At 51.7% G+C, this 22,941-nt stretch carries 22 protein-coding genes; 17 read left to right on the top strand and 5 right to left on the bottom strand.

All coding sequences use genetic code 11. From position 1 onward, the window contains the following. Together QUD54_RS11605 and QUD54_RS11600 are read left to right on the top strand one after the other, a co-directional pair. Entirely contained in the window at positions 1–618 is a 618-nt protein-coding gene (locus QUD54_RS11605; RefSeq protein WP_286336890.1) for a DedA family protein, read from the top strand. Beyond that, positions 584–2,071: a leucyl aminopeptidase gene (locus QUD54_RS11600; protein WP_286336889.1), complete on the top strand. Its 1,488-nt coding sequence runs from the start codon at positions 584–586 to the stop codon at positions 2,069–2,071. The genes QUD54_RS11605 and QUD54_RS11600 overlap by 35 nt, the downstream gene beginning before the upstream one ends. Before the next feature lie 166 nt (positions 2,072–2,237). Here QUD54_RS11600 and QUD54_RS11595 read toward each other — a convergent pair whose 3' ends face one another. After that, on the bottom strand, positions 2,238–2,903 hold the full coding sequence (locus QUD54_RS11595) for a transposase (protein WP_286336888.1): 666 nt from the start codon (positions 2,901–2,903) through the stop codon (positions 2,238–2,240). A gap of 248 nt (positions 2,904–3,151) precedes the next feature. On the opposite strand from QUD54_RS11595, the gene ychF reads away from it, so the two are divergent. Genes ychF through QUD54_RS11570 form a run of 5 tightly spaced genes read left to right on the top strand, consistent with a single transcriptional unit; the run spans position 3,152 to position 8,740 of the window. Next, positions 3,152–4,255: a redox-regulated ATPase YchF gene (ychF, locus tag QUD54_RS11590; protein WP_286336887.1), complete on the top strand. Its 1,104-nt coding sequence runs from the start codon at positions 3,152–3,154 to the stop codon at positions 4,253–4,255. Between the two features lie 28 nt (positions 4,256–4,283). Next, positions 4,284–4,985: a hypothetical protein gene (locus QUD54_RS11585; RefSeq protein ID WP_286336886.1), complete on the top strand. Its 702-nt coding sequence runs from the start codon at positions 4,284–4,286 to the stop codon at positions 4,983–4,985. A gap of 30 nt (positions 4,986–5,015) precedes the next feature. After that, a complete protein-coding gene (locus QUD54_RS11580) occupies positions 5,016–5,936 on the top strand; it encodes an AAA family ATPase (RefSeq protein ID WP_286336885.1) in 921 nt (306 codons plus the stop codon). Beyond that, positions 5,902–6,771, top strand: a complete 870-nt coding sequence (locus QUD54_RS11575; RefSeq protein ID WP_286336884.1) for a DUF58 domain-containing protein — start codon at positions 5,902–5,904, stop codon at positions 6,769–6,771. Before QUD54_RS11580 ends, QUD54_RS11575 begins: the two co-directional genes overlap by 35 nt. Further along, positions 6,740–8,740: a transglutaminase family protein gene (locus QUD54_RS11570; protein WP_286336883.1), complete on the top strand. Its 2,001-nt coding sequence runs from the start codon at positions 6,740–6,742 to the stop codon at positions 8,738–8,740. The genes QUD54_RS11575 and QUD54_RS11570 overlap by 32 nt, the downstream gene beginning before the upstream one ends. A 68-nt stretch (positions 8,741–8,808) precedes the next feature. Here QUD54_RS11570 and QUD54_RS11565 read toward each other — a convergent pair whose 3' ends face one another. The 3 genes from QUD54_RS11565 to QUD54_RS11555 are packed head-to-tail and all read right to left on the bottom strand — an operon-like array spanning position 8,809 to position 10,916. After that, a complete protein-coding gene (locus QUD54_RS11565) occupies positions 8,809–9,636 on the bottom strand; it encodes a phosphatidylserine decarboxylase (RefSeq protein ID WP_286336882.1) in 828 nt (275 codons plus the stop codon). After that, complete coding sequence (locus QUD54_RS11560) at positions 9,637–10,458, bottom strand: ferritin family protein (protein WP_286336881.1); 822 nt, start codon at positions 10,456–10,458, stop codon at positions 9,637–9,639. Beyond that, positions 10,458–10,916, bottom strand: coding sequence for an iron-sulfur cluster assembly scaffold protein (locus QUD54_RS11555; protein ID WP_286336880.1), 459 nt, complete (start codon positions 10,914–10,916; stop codon positions 10,458–10,460). The genes QUD54_RS11560 and QUD54_RS11555 overlap by 1 nt, the downstream gene beginning before the upstream one ends. Positions 10,917–10,985: 69 nt before the next feature. On the opposite strand from QUD54_RS11555, the gene QUD54_RS11550 reads away from it, so the two are divergent. The 4 genes from QUD54_RS11550 to QUD54_RS11535 are packed head-to-tail and all read left to right on the top strand — an operon-like array spanning position 10,986 to position 16,331. Then, a complete protein-coding gene (locus QUD54_RS11550) occupies positions 10,986–13,070 on the top strand; it encodes an EAL domain-containing protein (protein WP_286336879.1) in 2,085 nt (694 codons plus the stop codon). A gap of 45 nt (positions 13,071–13,115) precedes the next feature. Continuing rightward, positions 13,116–14,414: a glutamate--tRNA ligase gene (gene gltX / locus QUD54_RS11545; RefSeq protein WP_286336878.1), complete on the top strand. Its 1,299-nt coding sequence runs from the start codon at positions 13,116–13,118 to the stop codon at positions 14,412–14,414. Further along, complete coding sequence (locus QUD54_RS11540; protein WP_286336877.1) at positions 14,411–14,704, top strand: YggT family protein; 294 nt, start codon at positions 14,411–14,413, stop codon at positions 14,702–14,704. The genes gltX and QUD54_RS11540 overlap by 4 nt, the downstream gene beginning before the upstream one ends. 4 nt (positions 14,705–14,708) lie before the next feature. Further along, positions 14,709–16,331 (top strand): lytic transglycosylase domain-containing protein, encoded by a 1,623-nt coding sequence (locus QUD54_RS11535; RefSeq protein WP_286336876.1) that lies wholly within the window; start codon positions 14,709–14,711, stop codon positions 16,329–16,331. Here the strand turns inward: QUD54_RS11535 and QUD54_RS11530 are convergent. After that, positions 16,261–16,755 carry a hypothetical protein gene (locus QUD54_RS11530; RefSeq protein WP_286336875.1) on the bottom strand — a complete coding sequence of 165 codons (495 nt, stop codon included), beginning with the start codon at positions 16,753–16,755 and terminating at the stop codon, positions 16,261–16,263. The two genes, QUD54_RS11535 and QUD54_RS11530, sit on opposite strands and share 71 nt — an antisense overlap. 104 nt (positions 16,756–16,859) lie before the next feature. On the opposite strand from QUD54_RS11530, the gene mobB reads away from it, so the two are divergent. The 6 genes from mobB (at position 16,860) to QUD54_RS11500 (ending at position 22,650) form a co-directional block, all read left to right on the top strand. Further along, complete coding sequence (gene mobB, locus QUD54_RS11525) at positions 16,860–17,357, top strand: molybdopterin-guanine dinucleotide biosynthesis protein B (protein WP_286336874.1); 498 nt, start codon at positions 16,860–16,862, stop codon at positions 17,355–17,357. Then, positions 17,358–18,209, top strand: a complete 852-nt coding sequence (locus QUD54_RS11520; protein WP_286336873.1) for a class 1 fructose-bisphosphatase — start codon at positions 17,358–17,360, stop codon at positions 18,207–18,209. Next, the gene (locus QUD54_RS11515; protein ID WP_286336872.1) at positions 18,196–18,399 is read left to right on the top strand and encodes a hypothetical protein; all 204 of its coding nucleotides are present in this window, start codon (positions 18,196–18,198) and stop codon (positions 18,397–18,399) included. Before QUD54_RS11520 ends, QUD54_RS11515 begins: the two co-directional genes overlap by 14 nt. A gap of 94 nt (positions 18,400–18,493) precedes the next feature. Continuing rightward, a complete protein-coding gene (gene metG, locus QUD54_RS11510; RefSeq protein ID WP_286336871.1) occupies positions 18,494–20,461 on the top strand; it encodes a methionine--tRNA ligase in 1,968 nt (655 codons plus the stop codon). An 8-nt stretch (positions 20,462–20,469) separates the two neighbouring features. Then, entirely contained in the window at positions 20,470–21,486 is a 1,017-nt protein-coding gene (locus QUD54_RS11505) for a hypothetical protein (RefSeq protein WP_286336870.1), read from the top strand. After that, complete coding sequence (locus tag QUD54_RS11500; RefSeq protein ID WP_286336869.1) at positions 21,487–22,650, top strand: calcium:proton antiporter; 1,164 nt, start codon at positions 21,487–21,489, stop codon at positions 22,648–22,650. It abuts the gene before it with no gap. Positions 22,651–22,941 lie beyond the last annotated feature (291 nt).

Here is a 22,941-nt window from a genome sequence, read left to right as displayed (position 1 = left end):
GTGGAAGCGTTTTTACTCCATGCGTTGACAGAGTATGGCTACATCATCCTCTTTGTCTGGAGTATCATGGAGGGTGAGCTCGGACTCGTTATGGCAGGAACGATGGTCCACACCGGACACATGAATATGTCAGCCGCGATTTTCGTGGCGGGTCTTGGCGGATTTGTCGGCGACCAGATCTATTTTTATATCGGCCGCTACAACAAAAAGTGGATTCACCAATACCTTCACAACCACCGCAGGAAGTTCGCACTGGCACACCTGCTGCTTAAAAAGTACGGCTGGCCCGTCATTTTCATACAGCGTTACCTGTACGGTTTGAGAACGATCATACCGATGAGCATCGGACTGACACGCTACGATGCGAAAAAATTCGCTATCATAAACTTTATCAGCGCCCAGGTGTGGGCAGCCATCACGATCGTACTGGCCTATATTTTCGGCGAACAGATCCTGGAAGTGCTAGAGTACACAAAAGAGCACTGGTATTTTGCACTCCCAATGGCAGGTCTCTTTTTCGGAGGGATCGTCTACACATTCAAACGTATCGAAAAGAATATTTTACAGAGGAGAAAAGAGCGATATGAAAATCGAAACAACAACGCAGCCGCGAAGTGAAATCGAAGCCGACATGGAGATCGTCTGTGTCGTCGAAAAAAACCTCGGCCATCCATGGGCCGAAGAGGACAAAAAGCTACTGGAACTTTCAGGTTTCGAAGGCGGGCAGGATGAGACATGCCTGATGCCGCAGAGTCGGCGCATCTACGTCGGAGCCGACTCTTTGCACCATGACGACATCCGAAGCGCCTATGCCGCTGCGATCCGTGCCCTACGCAAGACGAAAGCCGAGCACGTCAAAACGGGGCTTTACCTTGGAAAATGCTCGGCGCAAAACATCAAAGCGATGGCCGAAGGAATGATCCTCGGCGACTACGAATTCGACGCCTACAAAACCGAAAAGGCGAAGCACCCGATCAAAAAAGTGACGATCGCATGTGAGGATTTCAACGGCAAAAGTATCGACTGTGAAAAAGCCAAAGCGTATGTCGATGCAGCCGTTACCGTCGCACTGGCAACCAACTATACGCGCAGCATCGTCAACATGCCGCCCGACGACATGACACCGGAGATTCTGGGACTCAAAGCGGTCTCACTCGCCGAAGAGAACGGCCTGGAGTGCATCGTACTCGATGAAAAGGGGCTGGAAGCCGAAAACATGGAGGCTTTTCTTGCCGTTAGCCGTGCGAGCCACCATCCGCCAAGACTTGTACACCTGGCCTACAAGCCCGAAAACGCGAAGTTCAAAGTGGCACTCGTCGGAAAAGGGCTCACCTACGACAGCGGCGGCCTCAGCCTCAAGCCGGCCGAATATATGGTGACGATGAAGTCGGACAAATCGGGAGCCTGTGCGGTACTTGGCATCATGAAGGCGGTGAGTGAGCTGAAACTTCCTATCGAGGTACACGGCATCATCGGTGCAACCGAAAACATGATCGGAGGTAACGCCTACAAACCCGACGACATCCTCAAAGCCAAGAACGGCACGACAATCGAGATCCGCAACACCGATGCAGAAGGCCGCCTGGTACTCGCCGACTGCCTCTGCTACGCGCAGGAGAAGGTTGCGCCCGACTACCTGCTCGACTTCGCGACATTGACCGGGGCATGCGTCGTGGCACTTGGCGAATATACGACAGGCTTGATGGGCCACGACAGAGGGCTCAAACACAGCTTCTCGAAAGCCGCGACCAATGCCGGCGAACTCACTGGAACGTTACCGTTCAACCGTTACCTGAAAAAACTGCTCAAAAGCGATGTCGCCGACGTCTGCAACATCAGCAGCTCGCGCTACGGCGGTGCCATCACTGCAGCACTCTTTCTCGATCATTTCATCGAAAAAGAGTACAAACACAAGTGGCTGCACCTGGATATCGCAGGCCCGGCCTTCGTCGAAAAACCGTGGGGCTACAACCCTGCCGGTGCCAGCGGCGCGGGTGTGCGCATGACTGTCAAATGGTTCGAGCAGATTGTAAAACAGGCCAATAAAGAGGATAAGTCGTCTTCACATTAGTCGTTTTCCTGGGCAAGGGGGCATGAGAAATCATTCTCCCCTTGCCCAACAATCATCTATCTCTCGTATCGTCCTCTTTTTTATCTTTCTTGGGCATCTTCAAAATCACGACCATCACAATCACCGCTCCGACGATCAAGCCCATTCTTATCCACTCATCGGTCATTCATTCCTCCTTCTTCTTTTTTGGACGGCCTCGTCTATTGAGTGTCGACAACAGCCCGAGTTCCGCGGCCGTCTGCTTTTGCCACTCCGGCGTACCCAATGGCGCCTGTCGGTTGACGCTATTGCGTATCTTTTCAAGTTCGGCAGCATAAATCGGCTCATTGACAAAATCGTGCCAGCCATCTCCAAGGTCGAGATACGTCTCATCGAGCAGCGATCTACTTTTATGGATTCTCTCATAGAGCGAACCATACCGCCAAACGCCAGCATCGTCCACCAACCCGGCCCGTTTCGCATTGGCTTCGATATAACGCATCAGCGTCAGATAGTAGCTCTCCTGCTGCACGATAAAACTCTTGAAGCGCCCCTGCCACACATGGCCCGAGGTTTTGTTCTTTTTGTGGTAGTAGCGCACATGCGACGTCATCACCCACTGCATGAAGCGACTCAGTCCTCCCTCTTTCTGTGGAACGAGCATCAGATGAAAATGATTCGGCAATAGACAGTAGGCATGTACTCTCACCGGTTCCCGCTTTTTCGCCGTCTCGAGCAGATCGAGAAAATAGTTGTAATCTTCATCATCGTCAAAAATCCGCATCCGCATATTACCACGATTGATGACATGGTAAATTCCACCGACCGTTTCACCTCTAGCGATTCTCGGCATACAACTACCTTTTTAGATTTGAACTAAGAAATGATTTTATCATCCTATCGAAAATGGCTTAAAAGTAGCCTGTCCCCTTTACTTTTATTAATTATAGATTAATGGATTAATGGGGACAGGCTAATTAATGGGGACAGGCTACTTTTTTGTTGATTTTCTTTCGCTATCTTTGGTATACTCCCTTTTTATTTAAACTGCGAAACTTCCCTTGAAAACAGAAGATTTACAAGCAAACAAGGAGTCTTTATATGGGTCTTCCCGTAGGAATCGTCGGGCTGCCGAATGTCGGCAAATCGACCACGTTTAACGCGCTTACCAAAGCGCAGAATGCCGAGTCTGCCAACTATCCGTTTTGTACGATCGAACCGAACAAGGCGGTCGTTCCCGTTCCAGATCCGCGTCTGGAGGAGTTGGCCAAAATCGTCAATCCCGAGCGTATCCAGCACTCGACGATCGACTTCGTCGATATCGCCGGGCTCGTCAAGGGTGCCAGCAAAGGCGAAGGGCTGGGCAACCAGTTTTTGAGCAATATCCGTGAAACGGAGATGATCTTGCATATGGTACGCTGCTTCGAAGACGGCAATATCACCCACGTCGAAGGGAGTATCGACCCGCTGCGCGACATCGAGATCATCGAGAGTGAACTGATCTTCGCCGACATTCAGCAGCTCGAAAAGAAGATCGACCGCCTCGCACGCCAGGCGAAAACCGGCGACAAAAAGGTGCGCGCGCAACTCGAGATTGCCCAGGAGTTGATGAAACACCTCGAAGAGATCAAACCGGTCAGCACCTTCGAGAAGCGTGACGACGAGAACTTCATCCAACTCGACAAAGAGCTTCGTTTTTTGAGCAACAAACCGATCATCTACGGCGCCAACGTCGATGAAGAAGGATTGCTCGAAGACAACGAATATGTCCAGGCGGTCAAGAAACACGCCGAAGAGGTGGGTGCGGATGTCATCAAGCTCTGCGCCAAAATCGAAGAGGAGCTGGTCCAGCTCGAAGAGGATGAGGCCAAAGAGTTCCTCGAAGAGCTCGGTATCGAAGAGTCGGGTCTGGACAAGATCATCCGAACCGCGTTCGAGCGTCTGGGGCTGATCAGCTACTTCACCGCCGGTGTCAAAGAGGTGCGCGCCTGGACGATCCATCGCGGTTGGAAAGCCCCGAAAGCGGCCAGTGTCATCCATAACGATTTCGAAAAAGGCTTCATCCGCGCCGAAGTGATCGCCTATGAAGACTTCATCGAGTATGGCGGCGAACAGGGAGCCAAGGAGGCCGGGAAAATGCGTCTCGAGGGTAAAGATTACGTGGTTCAAGACGGCGATGTCATGCACTTCAGATTCAATGTATAATAACCAAATAAATTAAAAGGAACATACAATGGCATTTAAACTGCATATAGAAGCCGAAGGAAGAAAAATAGGATTCTACAAACTCAACCGCCTCGAGTTCGAAGGCCTTGAAATCGATGCCGATACCGATTTCGACAAAGAGAACATCACAGAGCTTTTCGAAAACATCAACGCCTACATCGAAAGCGGCGAACTCGAAGAGCTCGACAGCGCTCAGACCTTTACGACTTTCCATCCCGATACAGCGACGATCACGCTCGATGCCGACAACCTCGAAGAGGTGGAAGTCTCTCTCGACGACATGACACTTCAAAATATCAATGTCGATACCAAACTCGAGCTTCTCGAAAAAGCGAAGATCGGCGACGTCATCTTCATCCGAACCGAAGTTGGCGAAGCCTACTGGGACATCAGCGGCGAAGGAGAAGCATCGTTTACGCTCGAAAACGTCAAGTTCGGCTATCTCGATTGCAGCCAGTCACACAACCAGTACGACGTGATCCGTGAAGGATACTACGACTTTCTGTGCGATCTCGTCGTTCCGGAAAATGCATGGTACAACGACGAGAAGCTCGAAATCGACGAGCATGTGCTAAGAACGCAGCAGGTTTACGGCGAGCTCTACATCGTCCGTCAGGAACTTCCGGGCCGTACGAAAGAGTTCGAGCGCGTCGACCTCGGTGGGCCGATGCTTCTCGATACGACCAGCACCCCTGAAGAGTTCTCCTGAGCCCATGATTGGTCAGGACTTTCCCTCACGATGCCAAACAGCCTCTCTTCCGACTTCATTCCCATCGTCGATGCGATCGAATCGCATCTTCTTGGGAAACGCCACGCCATCACCCTGACGCTCGCCGCCTTTTTCGCAAGAGGGCATCTGCTGCTCGAAGATATTCCGGGCGTCGGCAAAACGACACTCGCAAAAACTTTTGCATCGGTGATGGGACTGAAGTTCGGACGTATCCAGTTTACGAGCGACCTGCTCCCTTCCGACATTCTGGGTGTCAGCTACTTCGATCTCAAAAGCGGCGGCTTCACTCTGAAAAAAGGCCCCATCTTCACACCGTTTCTTCTCGCGGATGAAATCAACCGTTCGATGCCAAAGACCCAGTCGGCACTGCTCGAGGCGATGGAGGAGCGGCATGTGACGATCGACGGTATCTCGTACCCATTGCCTGAACCCTTTTTTGTCATCGCTACGCAGAATCCGCACGAAGAGGTTGGTACTTTCCCGCTCCCTTCTTCACAGCTCGACCGTTTCATCTGTTCCTTCGGTATCGGCTATCCCAATGCAGAGGCGGAACGCAAAGTGCTTCAGGGCATCACGCAGACGCCTATGCCTTCCAACCCGTTGATGCAAAAGCCACAAATCGAAGAGCTCTTAGCCCGTGCCGCATCGGTCCATTTGAGCGAGGCGATGCTCGATTACATCCAGGCCATCATCGCCCATACCCGCGACAGTGGCCGCTTCGTCAACGGCCTCTCGACCCGCGGGGCTCTGGCATTGACGGCGATGACCAAATCGTGGGCGATGATGCACGGACGCGACTACGCCATCCCCGACGATCTGCAGGCGGTGGCGGGCGAAACCTGCATCCACAGGCTCCGTTTCAAAGAGGGTACCACGTCGATCGAACGTATCCGGTATGAGCTTTTTACACACGTTCCTTCAGACGTATAGACGCGTCGAACAGCATGCCACACGCTACACTATCCTTGTCGTACTGCTGCTTGTCGGCCTCTTTCTGGAGGCTTACATGCACAACTTTAACCTTGTCTACATCACCCTCTTTTTTCTTTTTGCCGCCGTCCTGACCGCCGCGCCTCTCGGCATACTCAATATCGGCCGGCTGGAAGCCGGGTTCGAGGGATGTGGCCGCCTTTTCGCAAAACGCGAAAGCCACTGCCGGTTCAATGTGAAAAACCCTTCGCCCGCCACGGCATGGGGCATCGCCTTATGGTGCAAAGACCAAAGCCAGCCTCTATCCTCCATCGAACCCCAAACCGTGATTCGGGCCAATCTTCCGATCGTTCCGAAACGGCGTGGACGTATGGCGCTTGGGCCCTGTAGGCTCGAAAGCCGCTTCCCACTCTCGACGATACGCTTCGTCCTTCCGATCGAAGCGCGCTGTGAGGTCGTCGTCTACCCCGAGCCGAAAGGAAAACCGCTGCAAAGCTATCTGCAGCGCATCCGTACCCATTACGGCGAAGAGACCGATTTCGACGGCCTGGTACACTACAGCGGCTCGCAAAGCGCTTCGCGGATCCACTGGCCTTCGGTTGCAAAAGGGGAGACGATGGTCAAACATTTTATCACGGAGCACGAAACGCAGACACTTCGTTTCGACTTCAAAAGCTGCGCAAAGAGTGACGAAGCGAGACTTTCGCAGTTGACGCTCTGGGCACTTGAATGCGAAAAGCGTGGCCTCCCGTTCATCATCCGGATGCCGCACGGGGAGCTTGACAGCCGAAAGGAGGGGATCGATGCGATATTGGAAACGCTCGCAACCTACTGAACGCCCCATTGCAATGACCGATCCGAAGGCACTGCGGCTGCTCGACATCGCCTATTTGACGGTCTTGCCGCCGATCCTGCTCGTGGCGAAACTGCCCATGCTTCTTTTCATGATGGTGGTCGTTTTTCTCGTAATCTCGCGGAAAAGTGTTTCCAGGCCGTTGCTGGTCTTTACGGCGCTTTTGGGTCTCGTCGCGATCTTCCTGTCGCTCTACGGCGCATTTAATTTCATCGGACTCTCACGCCTCAAACTTTTCGTCGAACTTCTGGCCTACCTACTGATTCTCGCCGTTTCGCTGCAGCGTCTGACAAGAACCATCAACGGCTACCTGATCGTCTCGCCGATGCTTCTGCTCGCCCTTTCACTCTTCTTTTTCGATTCGATCGCGATGCTCGTCTATATCGTTTTCGAACTTTTCATACTGCTCTGGCTCATTCTGACATGGCAGATGCAAAGCGGCTTCCGTGAAAGCCTGCGCATGACCGGCATTCTCTTTCTCCTTTCGCTACCGTGGGTCGTGCTGCTCTTCATCTTTTTCCCACGCATCTCCTTCGGGCACGCCTCCTACGGTTTTCGTGGCGAATCATTCCAGCGGATGGGCCACGACGGAACGATGCGGCTCGATGCCGGCGCTCTGAACGTCCTTTCCGATCGCATCGTCATGGAGGTGGGGTTCGAAGGAGAGTTTCCACCCGAAAGCAAACTCTATTTCAGAGGCAGCGTGCTCTATGTCGACAAAAAAGACCATTGGGAACCGCTGCCCCCTTTTATCCAACACCGCATCGCTCCAAGAAAGTACGCCACGCCGCCAATGTATGAAGAGGCCACCAACATCGTCATCTACAAAGTCAACCTCTACCCGACGCACAAAAAGTGGCTCTATCTGCTCGACCTGCCGATCGAAGCACCCGAAGGAGCGTGGATAAATGCCGATTTCGAAACGACAGTCAAAGAGACGATCGACGCGCCGCAGATCTATGAGGCGAGCTCCGCCCTGGAGTACCGTTACGGAGCTTCGACGGACGAAACCGTCATCGCCTACGCACTCGATGCAAACGCCTCCTCCAACCCGAAAACGGCAGCGGCGGCGAAAAAAATCAGAGCGGATTACCCCGAAGAAGAGAGACGTATCGATGCACTGGTACGCTTTTTCAAAACTGCACGCCTGACCTATACATTGAAACCAGAACCGCTCGAGCTGAACCACGCCACCGACAGCTTCCTCTTCGAGAAGAAAAAGGGCTATTGCGTCCACTTCGCCAGCAGTTTCGTAACGATGGCACGCCTCGCCGGCCTTCCGGCACGCATCGTCACCGGATACAAAGGGAAGATGGCGAACCGTGTCAAAAACTACCTCGCCGTAGAGGAGCGTGACGCCCACGCTTGGGCGGAAGTACTGATCGACGGCCATTGGCAGCGGGTCGAAACGACTGCAACCGCCGCTTTTATCAGTGACGACACAGTGGCGGAACTGCTGCGTAAAGATACGACACAGGGCGACGCTACAGTTTCACGGGCCAGAACCCGACTCGACCTCTACATTCTTTACGCCAAATACCAGGTTGAAACATGGATTTTGCGCTACAGCCGGTTCAGACAGATGCAGCTACTCGAAAAAGCGAAAAACGACCCGATTTTCGTCATACAATTCATCGTCGCCCTTTTGCTTCTGATTATCGTTGTCACGATAGCCGTCCGTCATTTCAAAAGAGCCCCCTGCCCCGACAAAATCCTGTGTCTTTTACAGCCTCTTCTCAAACGACTTGAAAAAGAGGGATATTCGCGTAAGGAGGGAGAGACACTCCGCTCACTTTTCAAGCGCTATCTCGAAGATCATCCCGAAGAAGAGCCGATCGAGACAATCGATCGAATTTACCATCATTTACGGTATGGAAAAAATGAGAATGAATTGAAAGAGCTGAAAGAAAAGATCCGGGCGTTTTTGAAAAACCGGATCGATGAGAGGTAAAAATTCTCCCCGCGCATCGGCGGGAAATCTTTCGTATCCAAAGTTCACTTACCGGTGGCCGGCTGACTCTATTCGTTGATAATCGCCACCCGTTCCCCGAAGCGGACGTGGGTTCTGTCGTTCGTCCGGACATCCATAAGACCCGGCTCGGCGAAGATGAGCACGGTCGAACCCATCATGAACATGCCGAGCAGGTCCCCTTTGTGCAACCAAACCGGTTTTTTGTCGTATTTGTAAAAGGTCGGTTCGCGTCTGTCGGCATTGGTTTTGATGCGGTGGTCGAAGGCTATCGTCATCTTTCCGACATTGAGTGCACCCACGAGGACGATGAAAATACGGTGATTTTTTTCGGTGAAACACTCCAAAATCACACGCTCGTTCTCAACGAAAAGCTCTTTTGTCCGGCGCAGTGAAGGGAAGTTGACCGGGTAGAGCTTTCCCGGCTGGTGCAGAATGGAGGCGATACGCAGCTTGTAGGGCATATGGTAACGGTGGTAATCTTTGGGGGAGAGATAGAAGTTGATGTAACTGCCGTCGTAGAGCGCTTTCGCTTCTCGGCCGTACTGCAATGTCAAAAGATCGTCGATGCTGTAACTCATCCCCTTGATCTGCAGCGCCTTGTCCTGTTCGAGCTTTCCACATTCGGTTACGTACGCATCCACCGGCGAAATCAGCGCACCGTGCCGATAGTCGATCGGGCGCCGCTTTTTCAACTCGCGGGTAAAGAGTTTGTTGAGTGTCGGATAGGTCGACGGCGGGGCGAATTCCGACATATCGAGCCCAAGAAGGTTGACATAGGCATGGTTGATAAACGACTGCACACCGCTCGAAAACTCATGGTTGGCGAATCGGCCGAACCATTGTGATACCGTGTTCGTAATGTGTTTTTTGACCATTTACTTGATTCTCTCCAAAGCCTCTTGCATGAGGGTGATGTGGTAATCTTCCTGAAAATTGATAAAATCGAAAAATTGTTGCAGGACTTCGTTGTCCACCGCTTCGGCCAGGGCGCGGCACTGCTCCTTGGCGCCCTTCTCCTCTTCGATGCCATCTTCGAGGAATTTTTTCAGCGAATCGAATTTGTAAATCTCCTGCGTCACCATGCGCGGTACCGCCAATATCCCCATCTCCGCCATCATTCTCGCAAACGATTTGAGGTGAAACTTCGACTCGTCGATCAGTATCTGGAAAATTTCGCCAAGCCGCTTATCCTCAACGACGGTCTGGGCATAAGAGTAGATGACGATCAGTTCGTACTCCTTGTAACTCTCTTCGAACAGAAAAAGCACCAGTGCGTCCAACGAACCTTTTTCGAGCTCGATTCCATTCAGCGTCAGCGATTTGTCGAACGCCGTGACTTTTTCGCTGCGCATAAACTTCCGCTGCAAAGTCGCGCGAATATAGCGCAGGTCGCTCAGCATCCGTTTCGCAAGCGGGTCGCCGTTGTCGCTCAGCTGCAACTCGATGCGTTCGAGTACTTCGTCACAAAACATCGCCGCTTCGCCTTCGGTGGTGAAGGAGAGCTGGATGGCCGGTCGCTCGTAGCTGTACTCGATCTTTTTTTGGACATAAAGATTCTCGATAAAGCGCAGATGGCGGTAGATGATCTCCGAGTAGTCGTAGAGTTTCTCTCCCCAGGCCCTGTCGTTCACTGCGAATGAAGAAAAGAGCAGTTTGAGCCACCCTTCATGTACCGTTGTAAATAGCCGTTTTTGCATTATTTCGCCTCCTCTTCTGGTAGTGTACACGCGCGGGTAATCATATGGGTCGGCACCAGCGCTTCGGGTTCCGTGCGTATGGCCGCATAATGTTCCAACGCAGCCAGAAACGCTTCGGCCACCATTTCCGAACAGGCCGCCTCTTCAGGGGGCATCTGATCGAGTTTGTCCAGCATGATCTGTGCCAGTTCCCGAGCCTCTTCGATCGAAGCGCCTTTGACGGTTTCCGTGAAGATCGAGCCTGCGATGATCGTCGTCATGCACGCTTTGGCCTGAAACGCGATATCTTCGATTTTCCCGTCGTGTATCTTCAAATAGACGATCACCATCTCCCCATTTTCCGGGTTTTTTCCTATTCCCTGGGCGTCAGGATTTTCCAATTTCCCGTAATTGCGAGGATTCATCATATGATCCATCGTAATATCGTAAAGTTCACTCTTTTCCATAACTTTTTCCATATATTCCATTTTATCTGTTTGAAACGAACCGAGATTATAGCATTAATACAAGATTTTCGTTACAATAGAGTGAAAAATAAAAAAACCGAATATCACAACCATGCACGATCGGTTGAAACCGTTCTCCAAAAAATCCGAAAGTACGGTCATGTTCCCACTATGAAAAACAATCGTTTCATCTCCCTCTTCGTTGTCGTCGCTATTTTGGCATTTCTGTACAATATCTTTTTCGCCTATGACCAGTTGCGACGCATACACCATCTCCAACTCTTTATCGCAAAGAATCAGGCTGAAAATCTGAACGCTTTTTTAAAGGCGTTTCGCGAAAGTTATCAGGATACCTTCATACACAAGCATATTCCCTTCAACGAAGAGACGATCAACCTGCTTCCCGTCGTGACGATACCGGACATATCGAGGCGCTTTGAGAATTATCTCTCCAGCAAGGCTTCCATCAAAACGGTTTCGGACAATCCAAGAGACCCGAAAAATATGGCGAACGAACTCGAAAAGCGGACCATCGCTTATTTTAGAAGCCACAGCGGAATAGAAAATTACTATACACTGGTCGATCATGAAAACGACAAAACCTTCTTTTTCGCCGCACCGCTCTATATCAAAAAGAGTTGCCTGCGGTGTCACGGGAAAAGGGAAGACGCCCCCGCGTACATCAGAGAAAACTACGACAAAGCCTATGATTACGAGATCGGTGATTTAAGAGGCATCACCGCCATCTATTTTTCACAAAAACAGCTCAACGCGTCACTCTCGGCCATCGTCTATCAAAATATCGTCGTGATGCTCGCGATCTCGCTCGTCTTTCTTTTTATCTTTTACATACTGACAAAGAAAATCTATAAAAACGCGGCCGAATACACGCAAAACCTGGAAAGAGAGGTCGAAAACAAAACCAAAGCCCTGCAAACCAAGTCAATGGAGCTCGAGCACCGGCTCTATCATGACCCCCTGACAAGACTCCGCAACCGTAACGCGTTGATTCAGGACCTGCACTCCAGCGTTCCGAAAGCTTTGATTCTCATCAATATCGACGACTTCAAACAGATCAACGATTTTTACGGCCACAGTGCGGGAGACAAGCTCATCCAGGGGCTCGCGAAACTGCTAAAGGCCGAGTGCCGTATCGATACCTGCGACCTTTACCGAATGCCAGCGGATGAATTCGCGATTTTGATCTATGACGATCTATCGCAGGAGAGACTCGAAACGTTCATCACGCACCTCGTCAAGACGATCAACAATCACGACTTCGATATCGATGAAAACGTCGTTCATCTAAGAATCGCCATCGGAGCCTCGAACGACGGGGCAGATCTTCTGATTACGGCGGATATGGCGATGAAAAAAGCGAAAGCAGACCGAGCGGACTATGTCATCTACGACCCTTCCATGGACCTGAGCGAAAAGTACGCGGAAAATCTCGAATGGGCGGAAAAGATAAAACAGGCACTCGAGGAGGACCGGATCGTCCCTTACTTTCAGCCCATCGTCTCAACGGGCGACAACCGCGTCAAAAGCTATGAGGCGCTTGTACGCCTGATCGACGAGAACGGCACGGTCCACTCTCCATTCTATTTTCTGGATGTCGCGAAACAGACCAAATTCTATCCCGATTTGACCAAACGGGTGATCGACAAAACCTTCACATATTTCAAAGACAAACCCTACGATTTCTCAATCAACATTTCCTATCTCGACATCATGAACAAAGAGACGATGACATACATCATCGACCGGATCGAATCCTTCAGCGACGCAGGAAGAATCCATTTCGAAATTTTGGAGAGCGAAGGAATCGAACGGTACGAAGAGGTTTCGGAGTGTCTCAAAAAGCTTCGGAGACTTGGTTGCCACATTTCGCTCGACGATTTCGGTTCCGGCTACTCCAGCTTCGAACACATTCTCAAACTCGAAGTCGATATGCTGAAAATCGACGGAGCGTTGATCAAAAATATCGACACCGACATAAGTTCCCAAATCGTCGTCGAGACGATCATCGACTTCGCCAACAAACTGCAGATCGACACCTGTGCGGAATTCGTCAGTTCAAAAGCGATCTACGATACCGTCAAAGATCTCGGTGTCACCTATGTTCAGGGCTATTATATATCCGAACCTAAGCCCAATTTGGTATAATCGCTTTAAAATTTAGCCTCCAAAAACAAAGGCGAAAGGGATTTTATGTTGCGTTTCGCACCCAGTCCGACCGGAGATATGCACATCGGCAATCTGCGTGTCGCCATCTTCAATTATATTGTCGCAAAACAGAAGCGTGAGCGTTTCATCGTTCGTATCGAAGATACCGACCAAGCGCGGAATATCGAGGGGAAAGATCGGGAGATTCTCGAAATTCTTCAGCTTTTCGGCCTCCATCCAGACGATGTGTACTACCAGAGTCACAATTTGACGATTCATCAGCATATGGCGATCAAACTGCTCGAAGAACGCAAAGCGTTCGCCTGTTTCTGCTCCCCCGAAGAGCTCGAAGCGGAGCGTGAAGCCGCCAAAGCAGCAAAAAAGGCATACCGATACAGTGGAAAATGTGAAACGTTGAGTGACGAAGAGGTGCTCGCGAACGAAAAGCCTTTCACGATCCGCCTCAAAAAACCGGAAAGTGCGGTCATATTCGACGATCTCATCAAAGGGCGTCAATCTTTCGCACCGGACGATATCGACAGTTTCGTCATTATGCGTGCCGACAAGACCCCCACCTACAACTTCGCTTGTGCACTCGACGACATGATCCACGATATCGGCCTTGTTATCCGGGGAGAGGACCATGTCAGCAATACACCCAAACAGATCCACATCCGCAATCAACTCGGTTACGACAAGCAGATCGCCTACGCACACCTTCCGATCATTCTCAATACGGAAGGCAAAAAGATGTCCAAGCGCGACGACGCATCGAGCGTCAAGTGGCTTCTGGAAGAGGGGTTCTTGCCCGAAGCGGTCGCCAACTACCTGATCCTTCTCGGCAACAAGACGCCCAAAGAGATCTTTACGATGGAAGAAGCGATCACGTGGTTCGACCTTCGAAACATTTCGAAAGCGGCCGCGAAGTTCGACATCGACAAATTGCGCTATATCAACCGCGAACATATGAAGATGATGGATCCCAAAGAGCTCTCCCGGGCTTTCGGGTTCGCCGACGCGGCGATCGGCGAAGTGGCCAAATGCTACCTCGAAGAGGGCAGCACGATCAAAGAGATCAAACCGAAAATCGAGGCGATCTTCAGCGCAAAACCTTTCGACAACGAATGGGGTGAGCAGATGAGAACGCTGCGTGACGCACTAAAAACCGCCCCCAAGTTCGAGACGTTCGACGAGCTCAAAAGCTACCTGATGAAAGCGACAGGGCTGAAAGGCAAAAACTTTTTCAAACCACTGCGGCTGCTCCTGACAGGCAGTGAACACGGCCCCGAACTTTCACACCTCTACCCCTATCTCAAATCCTACCTCATGGAGATTGTAAAATGATTCTTTCGACACTTATCCAGGCCCTCGCGCAGATTCTGCATATGGTCATCAACATCTACATCTGGGTCGTCATCATCGCAGCACTGGTAAGCTGGGTACGCCCCGATCCCTACAACCCGATCGTCCAGACGCTCTACCGTCTGACGGAGCCGGTCTATGCCTGGATCCGCCGCTACATTCCGACGGCGGTCGGCGGTATCGACCTCGCACCGCTCATCGTCATCTTCGGGCTCCAGTTCATCGACCTCTTCTTTGTCAAACTGCTGTTTGAGTTGTCGATGAGCATGTAAGGCGATGCAGCGACTCCTCTTTTCTCTCTTTTTTCTCCCTCTGCTGCTCTCGGCCGAAATTACTCTGCAGCAGTTGGAGAAGATGCCGCGAAGTTACGCCAAAGATTTCTACATCTGGCGTTTTTTCGACCAGAATATCACCTCCGAAGAGGCCGATAAAGCCTTCTATCAGATCCGATCCGTCAACTGGAAGCTGATTCGCCGCTACGCGGAAAAGACGAAAATGCCGGGCTTCGCGATGGCCGTCCGGTGCTACCGGCTCAAACCTTCCAAGCTGCCGGCGGAGCGTGCGGAGTGCAGCGCTGTCGCACTCACCCCCTACAAATTCACCAAACTTCCGAAAAAACGGCAGTTCCGACTCGTCGAACAGCTGGAAAACTACCCCGATCTGCTTCGCTGGACAAATGTGATGATATCGGAAAGCCCGTTTTACGAACTCGTCAAAAGCGATGCCGACACCTTTTTCGAAGTTTTCAACAACTGCGGAAGAACATGGAGAGAGGAGTATCTCGACCATCCGCTTCCCCCCTCCTTGATCAAACGTCTCGCTTCGAAACGGGAATTCTCCCAGACAATCAAACTGATCGTCACCGACAACAGACTCACCCGACTGCAGCGGTCGCTTCTGGGAATCGATAGCAAAACCCTCGATCACCAGAGCACCTTTTTTCTCGCCATGAACGCATTGAGGCACGACAGAGCCAAACTGGCAGGCATCTACCTGGCCGATGCCTACAACAAAGCATGGTACCGCTTCGACAAGGACAAAACGCTTTTCTGGCTCTCACAACTCGATCCCAAAGGCCCCTACCTCAAAGCGCTTTCAGAGAGTTTCGACCTCAACATCTACACCCTCTATGCGCATGAAAAACTGAAAACACGCTGGCCGCGGATCGTCAGGCCGAAATTTGGAAAAAAAGGGTGCGACTACAACATCTCCGATCCATTTGCATGGCTGAAGAGCCTGAAAGAGATAAAGAGAAGAAAAACTACCCCGGAGCTGATCGACTACGGAAAACGGTTCGCATGCAGCCGCACGGAAGGGCACTACTGCTTCGTGATGGAACGTGCTTCGCGCTACAGGACCCACTACTTCCCGATCCCCTATGAAGATGCGTATGAAGGGATGAAAACCGACGACAAAGCGCTCATGCTCGCCCTGGCACGCCAGGAGAGCCGTTTCATCCCCTCCTCCATTTCACCCTCCTATGCACTCGGCATGATGCAGATCATGCCGTTTCTGGTCAAAGCGCTGGCGAAAGAGCGGCACGAACCATTCGATCTCGATGCGATGTTGATTCCGCGAACCAACATTTCCTACGCCCGAACGCACCTGAAGTATCTCAAGCGCCATCTATGGCATCCGCTCTTCATCTCCTATGCCTACAACGGCGGGATAGGGTTTACAAAACGGCTGCTGACAGAAAGAGGGCTTTTTGAAAAGGGGCCTTACGAACCGTGGCTTAGCATGGAGTTGGTCTACTACGACGAGAGCCGGCGATACGGCAAGAAGGTGCTCGCCAACTATATCGTCTACAAAAAGATTCTGGGAGAGCCTATCGGCGTGGCATCGGCCGTTGAAACGCTAACTCTACCGAACCGTACGGATCGATTCCGAAGTCGATAACGAATTTTTTCGCTTTTTGCGGCGGGAAAGTGACAATCCAGTATTTCCCCCACCGTGTGACACTGGGCATCAGTATATAGAGATCGTCGTTTCGCGTCACCGGTTCGATGTTGACCGGTTCGTCGCCATTGAGGGTGATGTGGTATCGTTTTTTGAACTCCTCCGCCTTCATATCCGTGATAACGCCTACAAAGAAGAATACCCCTTTTTCGTAAGAGTACCTCTGAGGAAAGACCTCGTTCAGAAGTGTCGCGCTGATGGAGGCTTTGGTTTCGAACGATCGGATGATCTGTGCTTCACGGGTATGCACCAGCGCCTTTTCGTAGATAACGTCCGGTTGAAGCATTTGGGAAATTTCGTTTTTTCCACTGCATCCCGTCAGAACGAAAAGAGCGGTAAGAAGTGTAAGAATCTCTTTTTTCACGTGCCGAAGCCTTTGTATTGTAATCGTGTAAAATTTTAACACACATTCCATTCTTTAAACCTTTTTTGGCTATAATCCTTTCAATTTTAGAGCAAGGTAGAACTTTGAAAAAACGTCTAGCCGTCGCCTTTACCGGCCCGTCCAACAGCGGTAAAACCACGATCATCGAAAAAGTCGCACGTATCCTGATCAGTGAATACAGGGTAGCCATCGTCAAAAACGACCCAAAAGACAAAGCGACCTTCGACGTCGAAGGGAAAGACAGCTGGAAGTTTTTTCAAACGGGTGCGGAAGTGGTCGTCACTTCGCCGACACGTACCACCTACTTCTCTCATCGTAAAAAGAGCATCGAAGAGATCATCCGGATGGTCGACGACTTCGACTACTTGCTCGTAGAGGGGTTGAAAACGCTTCCCCTCCCGCGTATCGCGATCTTTCGCAACGCGATCGACGAAAGCTACTTTTCCTACTCCGAAGCGATCGCGATCGACGATTCGATCGACCCGAACGATTACGAGATCCCTCCGGCCATCGACATTCTCGACCTCAATGATGTCGAGCAGATTATCGGCTGGATCAAAACCCATGCAAAGGCAGTTTAAATGACACTCAAACCGATATTCGACGCCATTGAACGCTCCGCGCACCGTATTCGCGATGCGATCACGAACGAAGATCTCTGCTATTCCCAACAGTGCAACTCGACAGGTGACATGCAGCTCAAACTCGACATACAAAGCGACCTGATCATCGCCGAAGAGTTCTCCAAGATCACCGCGATCAAGGCGATCGCAAGCGAAGAGAAAGAGGAGGCTGAAACACTTCATCCCAACGGCCGCTACATGATCGCCTACGATCCGCTCGACGGTTCGAGCCTTATCGACGTCGACCTCAGTGTCGGATCGATCTTCGGCATCTACGACGGAGAGTTCCAGGCATCCAACATGCTGGCCTCCGTCTATGTCGTCTACGGCCCTCGCCTGGAGTTGGTGACCGCCTACAAAGGGGGCGTCCGCCACTACATCTTCCGCCATGGCCGATTCATGGAGCAGGAGACGATCAAACTGAATGAAAAAGGGAAGCTCAACGCACCGGGCGGGACGCAGAAACACTGGCCACCGCACCACAAAAAGATGATCGACGGGCTCTTCGCCGAAGGATACCGTCTGCGCTACTCCGGCGGCATGGTGCCCGATCTGCACCAGATCCTTCTCAAGGGGGGCGGCCTCTTCAGCTATCCAGGAACGACCGACAAACCCGAAGGGAAACTGCGCAAACTTTTCGAAGTCTTTCCTTTCGCATTCGTTTACGAAACGGCCGGCGGCGAAGCGATCGACGAGAAGGGACGCCGCCTGATGGAGCTCTCCTGCGACGACCCGCACGAAACGACCCCCTGCTTCTTCGGCAGCAAATATGAGATATCGAAGGTGAAAGCGGCGTATGACGTCGACTGAAAAAAGGCCCGACAAATGGGAACTGGCACGTGAAGAAGCGAAAGAGAGGCTTCTTGCGTGTCAAAAAGAGCACGGCATCGAAAGCTGCATGAAGTGCGAGAAAGTGATCGGATGTGAAATCCGCAGCGACTATGTCAAAAAAGTCTATGAGAGCATGAGCAAAGGCCAGGGCGGCGGATTCGAATTTTAATGAAAAATGAATAGTGGAAAAATGAAATGGAGTGCAACGCCCCTCGAGTTTTCACTATTCATTTTTCAATATTCACCAAATCGAAGGTTAATTTATGAGCGACAAATGTAAAAAAGTCTATATCACCACCCCCATCTACTATGTCAACGACGTGCCACACATCGGTCACGCCTATACGACGATCATCGCGGATACACTGGCACGATACTCGCGCATGGCAGGGATGGATGTCTTTTTCCTTACCGGTACCGACGAGCACGGCCAGAAGATCGAGCAGGCGGCGAAAGCGCGCGGAAAAAGCCCGCAAGAGTACGCCGACGAAATTTCCAACCGCTTCAAGCAGCTCTGGGACGAATTCGAGATCAGTTACGACAAATTCATCCGAACGACCGATCCCGACCACATGAAGGGAGTGCAAAAAGCGTTCGAAGTGATGTATGACAACGGCGATATCTATAAAGATGTCTACCGCGGCCACTACTGCGTAAGCTGTGAAACCTTTTTCCCCGAAACCCAGCTCATCGACGATGAATTCTGCCCCGAATGCGGCCGCTCGACTACGATGGTGGAGGAGGAGAGCTACTTTTTCCGACTTTCGAAATATCAGGATAGGCTGCTCGAGTGGTATGAGAGCAAATCCGACTGCATCCTTCCCAAAGCCAAACGCAATGAAGTGATCAACTTCGTGAAAAACGGTCTGGAGGATCTCTCTATCACCCGTACCAGTTTCGACTGGGGTGTCAAACTGCCCAAGAGCATCGACGATCCGAAACATGTCATGTATGTCTGGCTCGACGCTTTGATGAACTACGTGACGGCACTCGGATACGGTACCGACGAAAAGCTGATGGAGTACTGGCCGGCCAAAGTCCACCTGATCGGCAAAGACATCCTGCGCTTTCACGCCATCTACTGGCCCGCATTTTTGATGAGTCTCGGTCTCGAGCTTCCCCACCATGTCGCGGCACACGGCTGGTGGACGCGAAACGGGGAGAAGATGAGCAAATCCAAAGGAAATGTCGTCGACCCAAAAGAGATCGCCGACGCCTACGGATTGGAGAACTTTCGCTATTTCATGCTGCGCGAAGTCCCTTTCGGCCAGGATGGCGACTTCAGCCAGCGTGCTCTGATCGACCGCATCAACTCCGATCTCGGCAACGACCTCGGAAACCTGCTCAACCGTATCATCGGAATGAGCGGAAAATATTTCGACTTCAAAATCACAAGCGATGGCGTCAGAAAGTTTCATGCGTCCGAACTGAAAGAGGTCGAAGCCATTTTGGAGCCTGTCGAGAAGCATCTGTACGAGATCCAGACCAATCGCTACCTCGAAGACCTCTGGAAGACACTGCGCATCGCCAACAAAGCGATCGACACCGGAATGCCGTGGGTCAAGATGAAAGAGGGAAAAGAGGATGAAGCGATGGCAACGATCGCGCTCGTCGCCAACATCCTGGCGAGAGTGGCGGTTCTGCTACACCCTTTCATGCCGAAAACCACGCAAACCATCGCAAAGGCGCTGGGATTTACGGTCAACAATGCCAGTTACGTCGAACTGATCAAAAACAACGAACTTCTGGACGAATTCACGATCGAAAAGATCCCGCCTCTCTTCCCACGTATCGAAGAACCGTTGGTGGAAACCCCCGCCGCAAAAGCCGAAGCCGCAAAAAAAGAGGAAAAAATCAAAAATCAAAAATCAAAACCCCAGACTCAGGATGAGGAGAGCGGTGCGAACCTCATCACGATCGACCAGTTCTTCCAGGTCCAACTGAAAGTCGGAACCGTCGTCGAAGCCGAAGAGGTTCCGAAAAGCAAAAAGCTTCTCAAACTCCAGGTCGACCTCGGGGAAGAGAAACCGCGCCAGATCGTCGCCGGCATCAAAGAGTGGTACAGCCCGGAAGACCTCAAAGATACACAGGTCTGCGTCGTCGCCAACCTCAAACCGGCGAAACTGATGGGCATGCTGAGCGAAGGCATGCTGCTCGCAGCGAAAGACGATGAAGGACTCTGCCTCATTCGCCCGGAAAAACCGAGAAAAGCCGGCAGTGCCATCGGCTGACGTTTCCGATGCGGCTTGAAAACGTTCTTGCCGTCACGGGTGGCAAGCTTCTCAACGCCCCCTCCATTTCCCGATTCGACGCCGTCGCACTCACACTCAAGAAAGTGACGAGGGGTGCCCTTTTCGTCGCACGATCTTCCGAAGAGATTGCACAGGCCATTGCCCAGGGGGCTTACGGTATCATCACCGACAAACCCGTCGTACCGGAAGACGAAGAGATCGCATGGATTCTAGTAGACGACATCTCCTGCACACTTCCCAAACTCCTTCGTCTCTGGCTGATGGTCAATCCCCGAACTATTTTTTTCGTTTCCAAAGAGGTGATGGAGTTTCTTTACCATATAAGTTTCGACTCTGCAGTTCTTCTTCTCGATGGAGAGAGTGCCCGGATGAGCGCCCAAATTTTCGCCTCCAGCCAAAAGCAGACGATACTGTGCGACGACAGGCTATTTCTGGAGCATATCGGAGTCGGCCCTAGACGTATAGAGCCGGAGCCTGTAGACGCCGAGATCGTCTCGCAGACGCTCTTCGAGACCTCTTTCATCCTCAAAGAGAAGTATTACGAACGGCTCCCGCTCGTTCCTTGCATGATGGCCTCTTTTCTCGATGCCGTGGGGACGCTTCAGACACTAAACGCTCCCTTCACGCTCACACATCTCGAATATACTCCCTCCTTTGAACCCATTTTCGTCGACGCGAAAGGGTTTCGGCGCGATTTCGGAGAGAGCGACCGGGTACTGCTCTTTGCCGACAGCCGTCTCGGATGCCGCTGTCTCACTCAGTTCGACAGGGTCCGCTGGACCAGATGTAGCCTCTACATCCCAACTCAAATTAAGTTTCAATGTGATATAAAGTTACCAAAGCGCGAATACGGAGCCATCGAAAAGTTGGTCAAATTGGTTCGAGAAGAGCTCCAGCATCCGGGATACTCCATTCTCGTCGACATGCGAAGCGAACCTTTTTTCGATACAATGGAAAAACTCGGCCTGATCGGCCACCACACCATGACAAAAGGACTATTTTAGATGAACAGTACTTCCGAACCCTCGTCGTCGGACTTACAGAACTTTCTTCAAGACTACTGGGACCTGATCGCAGGTTTTCTTTTCGCCATCGCCGCTTTTACCTTCCATCTTACCGACCATCCCTATCTGGCGACACTTTTTGCAGGTCTCGGCATCGCATCTTTTTCGTTTACCGTTTCCGAAATCGCCGAGATTCTAGCCGAACGGCTGCAGGAACCGTATGCCAGTTTCGTCCTGACATTCAGTGCCGTCGCCGTCGAGATACTGCTCCTTTTCATGATTTTGATGGAGAGCAGCCATGGCGCCCATGCCCTCGAAACGGTCAAAGGAGGAATCATCTCCGCCGTCATCGTCGATATGAACGTCCTGCTCGGCATCGCCGTCTTTGTCGGAGGACTTCGTTTCAAGGAGCAGGAGCACAACGAAGACACCTCCAGCACCTACACGACCATTCTCCTCGTCGCTTCGGTTGCACTGCTCGTGCCGAGTCTGCTGCAGTATTCAAAAGGAAGTGGCGAATCGATCATGACGGCAAGTTACATCATCGCCTTTTTGCTGATCGTCTACTATGTGACGATTTTCATTTTCCAAACCAAAACGCATATCCACTTCTTCAAGGCGACGGCGAGAAGCCGAATCTTCCGTCTACGGCGTAAAAAGGCACAGCACAACGAAGAGGAGGAAGATGATGACTACATCTTCGAAAAGCTTCCGAATATCGCCAATTTCTTCGCCATTTTCGGTCTCATTTTCTTCATCGGTATTATCGCAGAGATCTTCGCGAGTGATGGGATGCAGATCGCCAATGACTTCGGTGTCTCGGCTGCCCTCGCCGGTCTCGTCATCGCGATCATCAGTGTCTCGCCCGAACTCTTCACTGCCGTCAAAGCGGCCAAAAGCGACCAGATCCAGCGTGTCGTCAACATAGCGATGGGTGCGTCGACCGTCTCGATCCTGCTGACGGTTCCCATCCTGATGATGCTGGCACCGCTCGCCGATGTCCAGCTCTCTCTCGACTTCAACTCCTTGCAGATCGGCGCACTGATTCTAACGGTCATTCTTGCATGGAAAACGACGGACAATGGAGAGACCAACTACGTCGAGGGGATATCGCATCTGATGTTCTTCCTCGCCTATGCGGTGATCGCCGCCTTTTATCATTAGAGATCTTGCCTTCGGCAAACACAGTCGACCGGCAAAGCCACTCGCCCTACGTTAACACTGGGTTCGCTTCGGCAGCGGGCCCACGCGGTTGTACCGCTTCAGATCTTGCCTTCGGCAAACACAGTCGACCGGCAAAGCCACTCGCCCTACGTTAACACTGGGTTCGCTTCGGCAGCGGGCCCACGCGGTTGTACCGCTTCAGATCTTGCCTTCGGCAAACACAGTCGACCGGCAAAGCCACTCGCCCTACGTTAACACTGGGTTCGCTTCGGCAGCAGGCCCGCCGCACTG

Origin of the sequence: Hydrogenimonas cancrithermarum (assembly GCF_030296055.1) — a bacterium.
Lineage (GTDB): Bacteria > Campylobacterota > Campylobacteria > Campylobacterales > Hydrogenimonadaceae > Hydrogenimonas > Hydrogenimonas cancrithermarum.
This window is presented reverse-complemented; position numbering and strand designations above follow the sequence as displayed.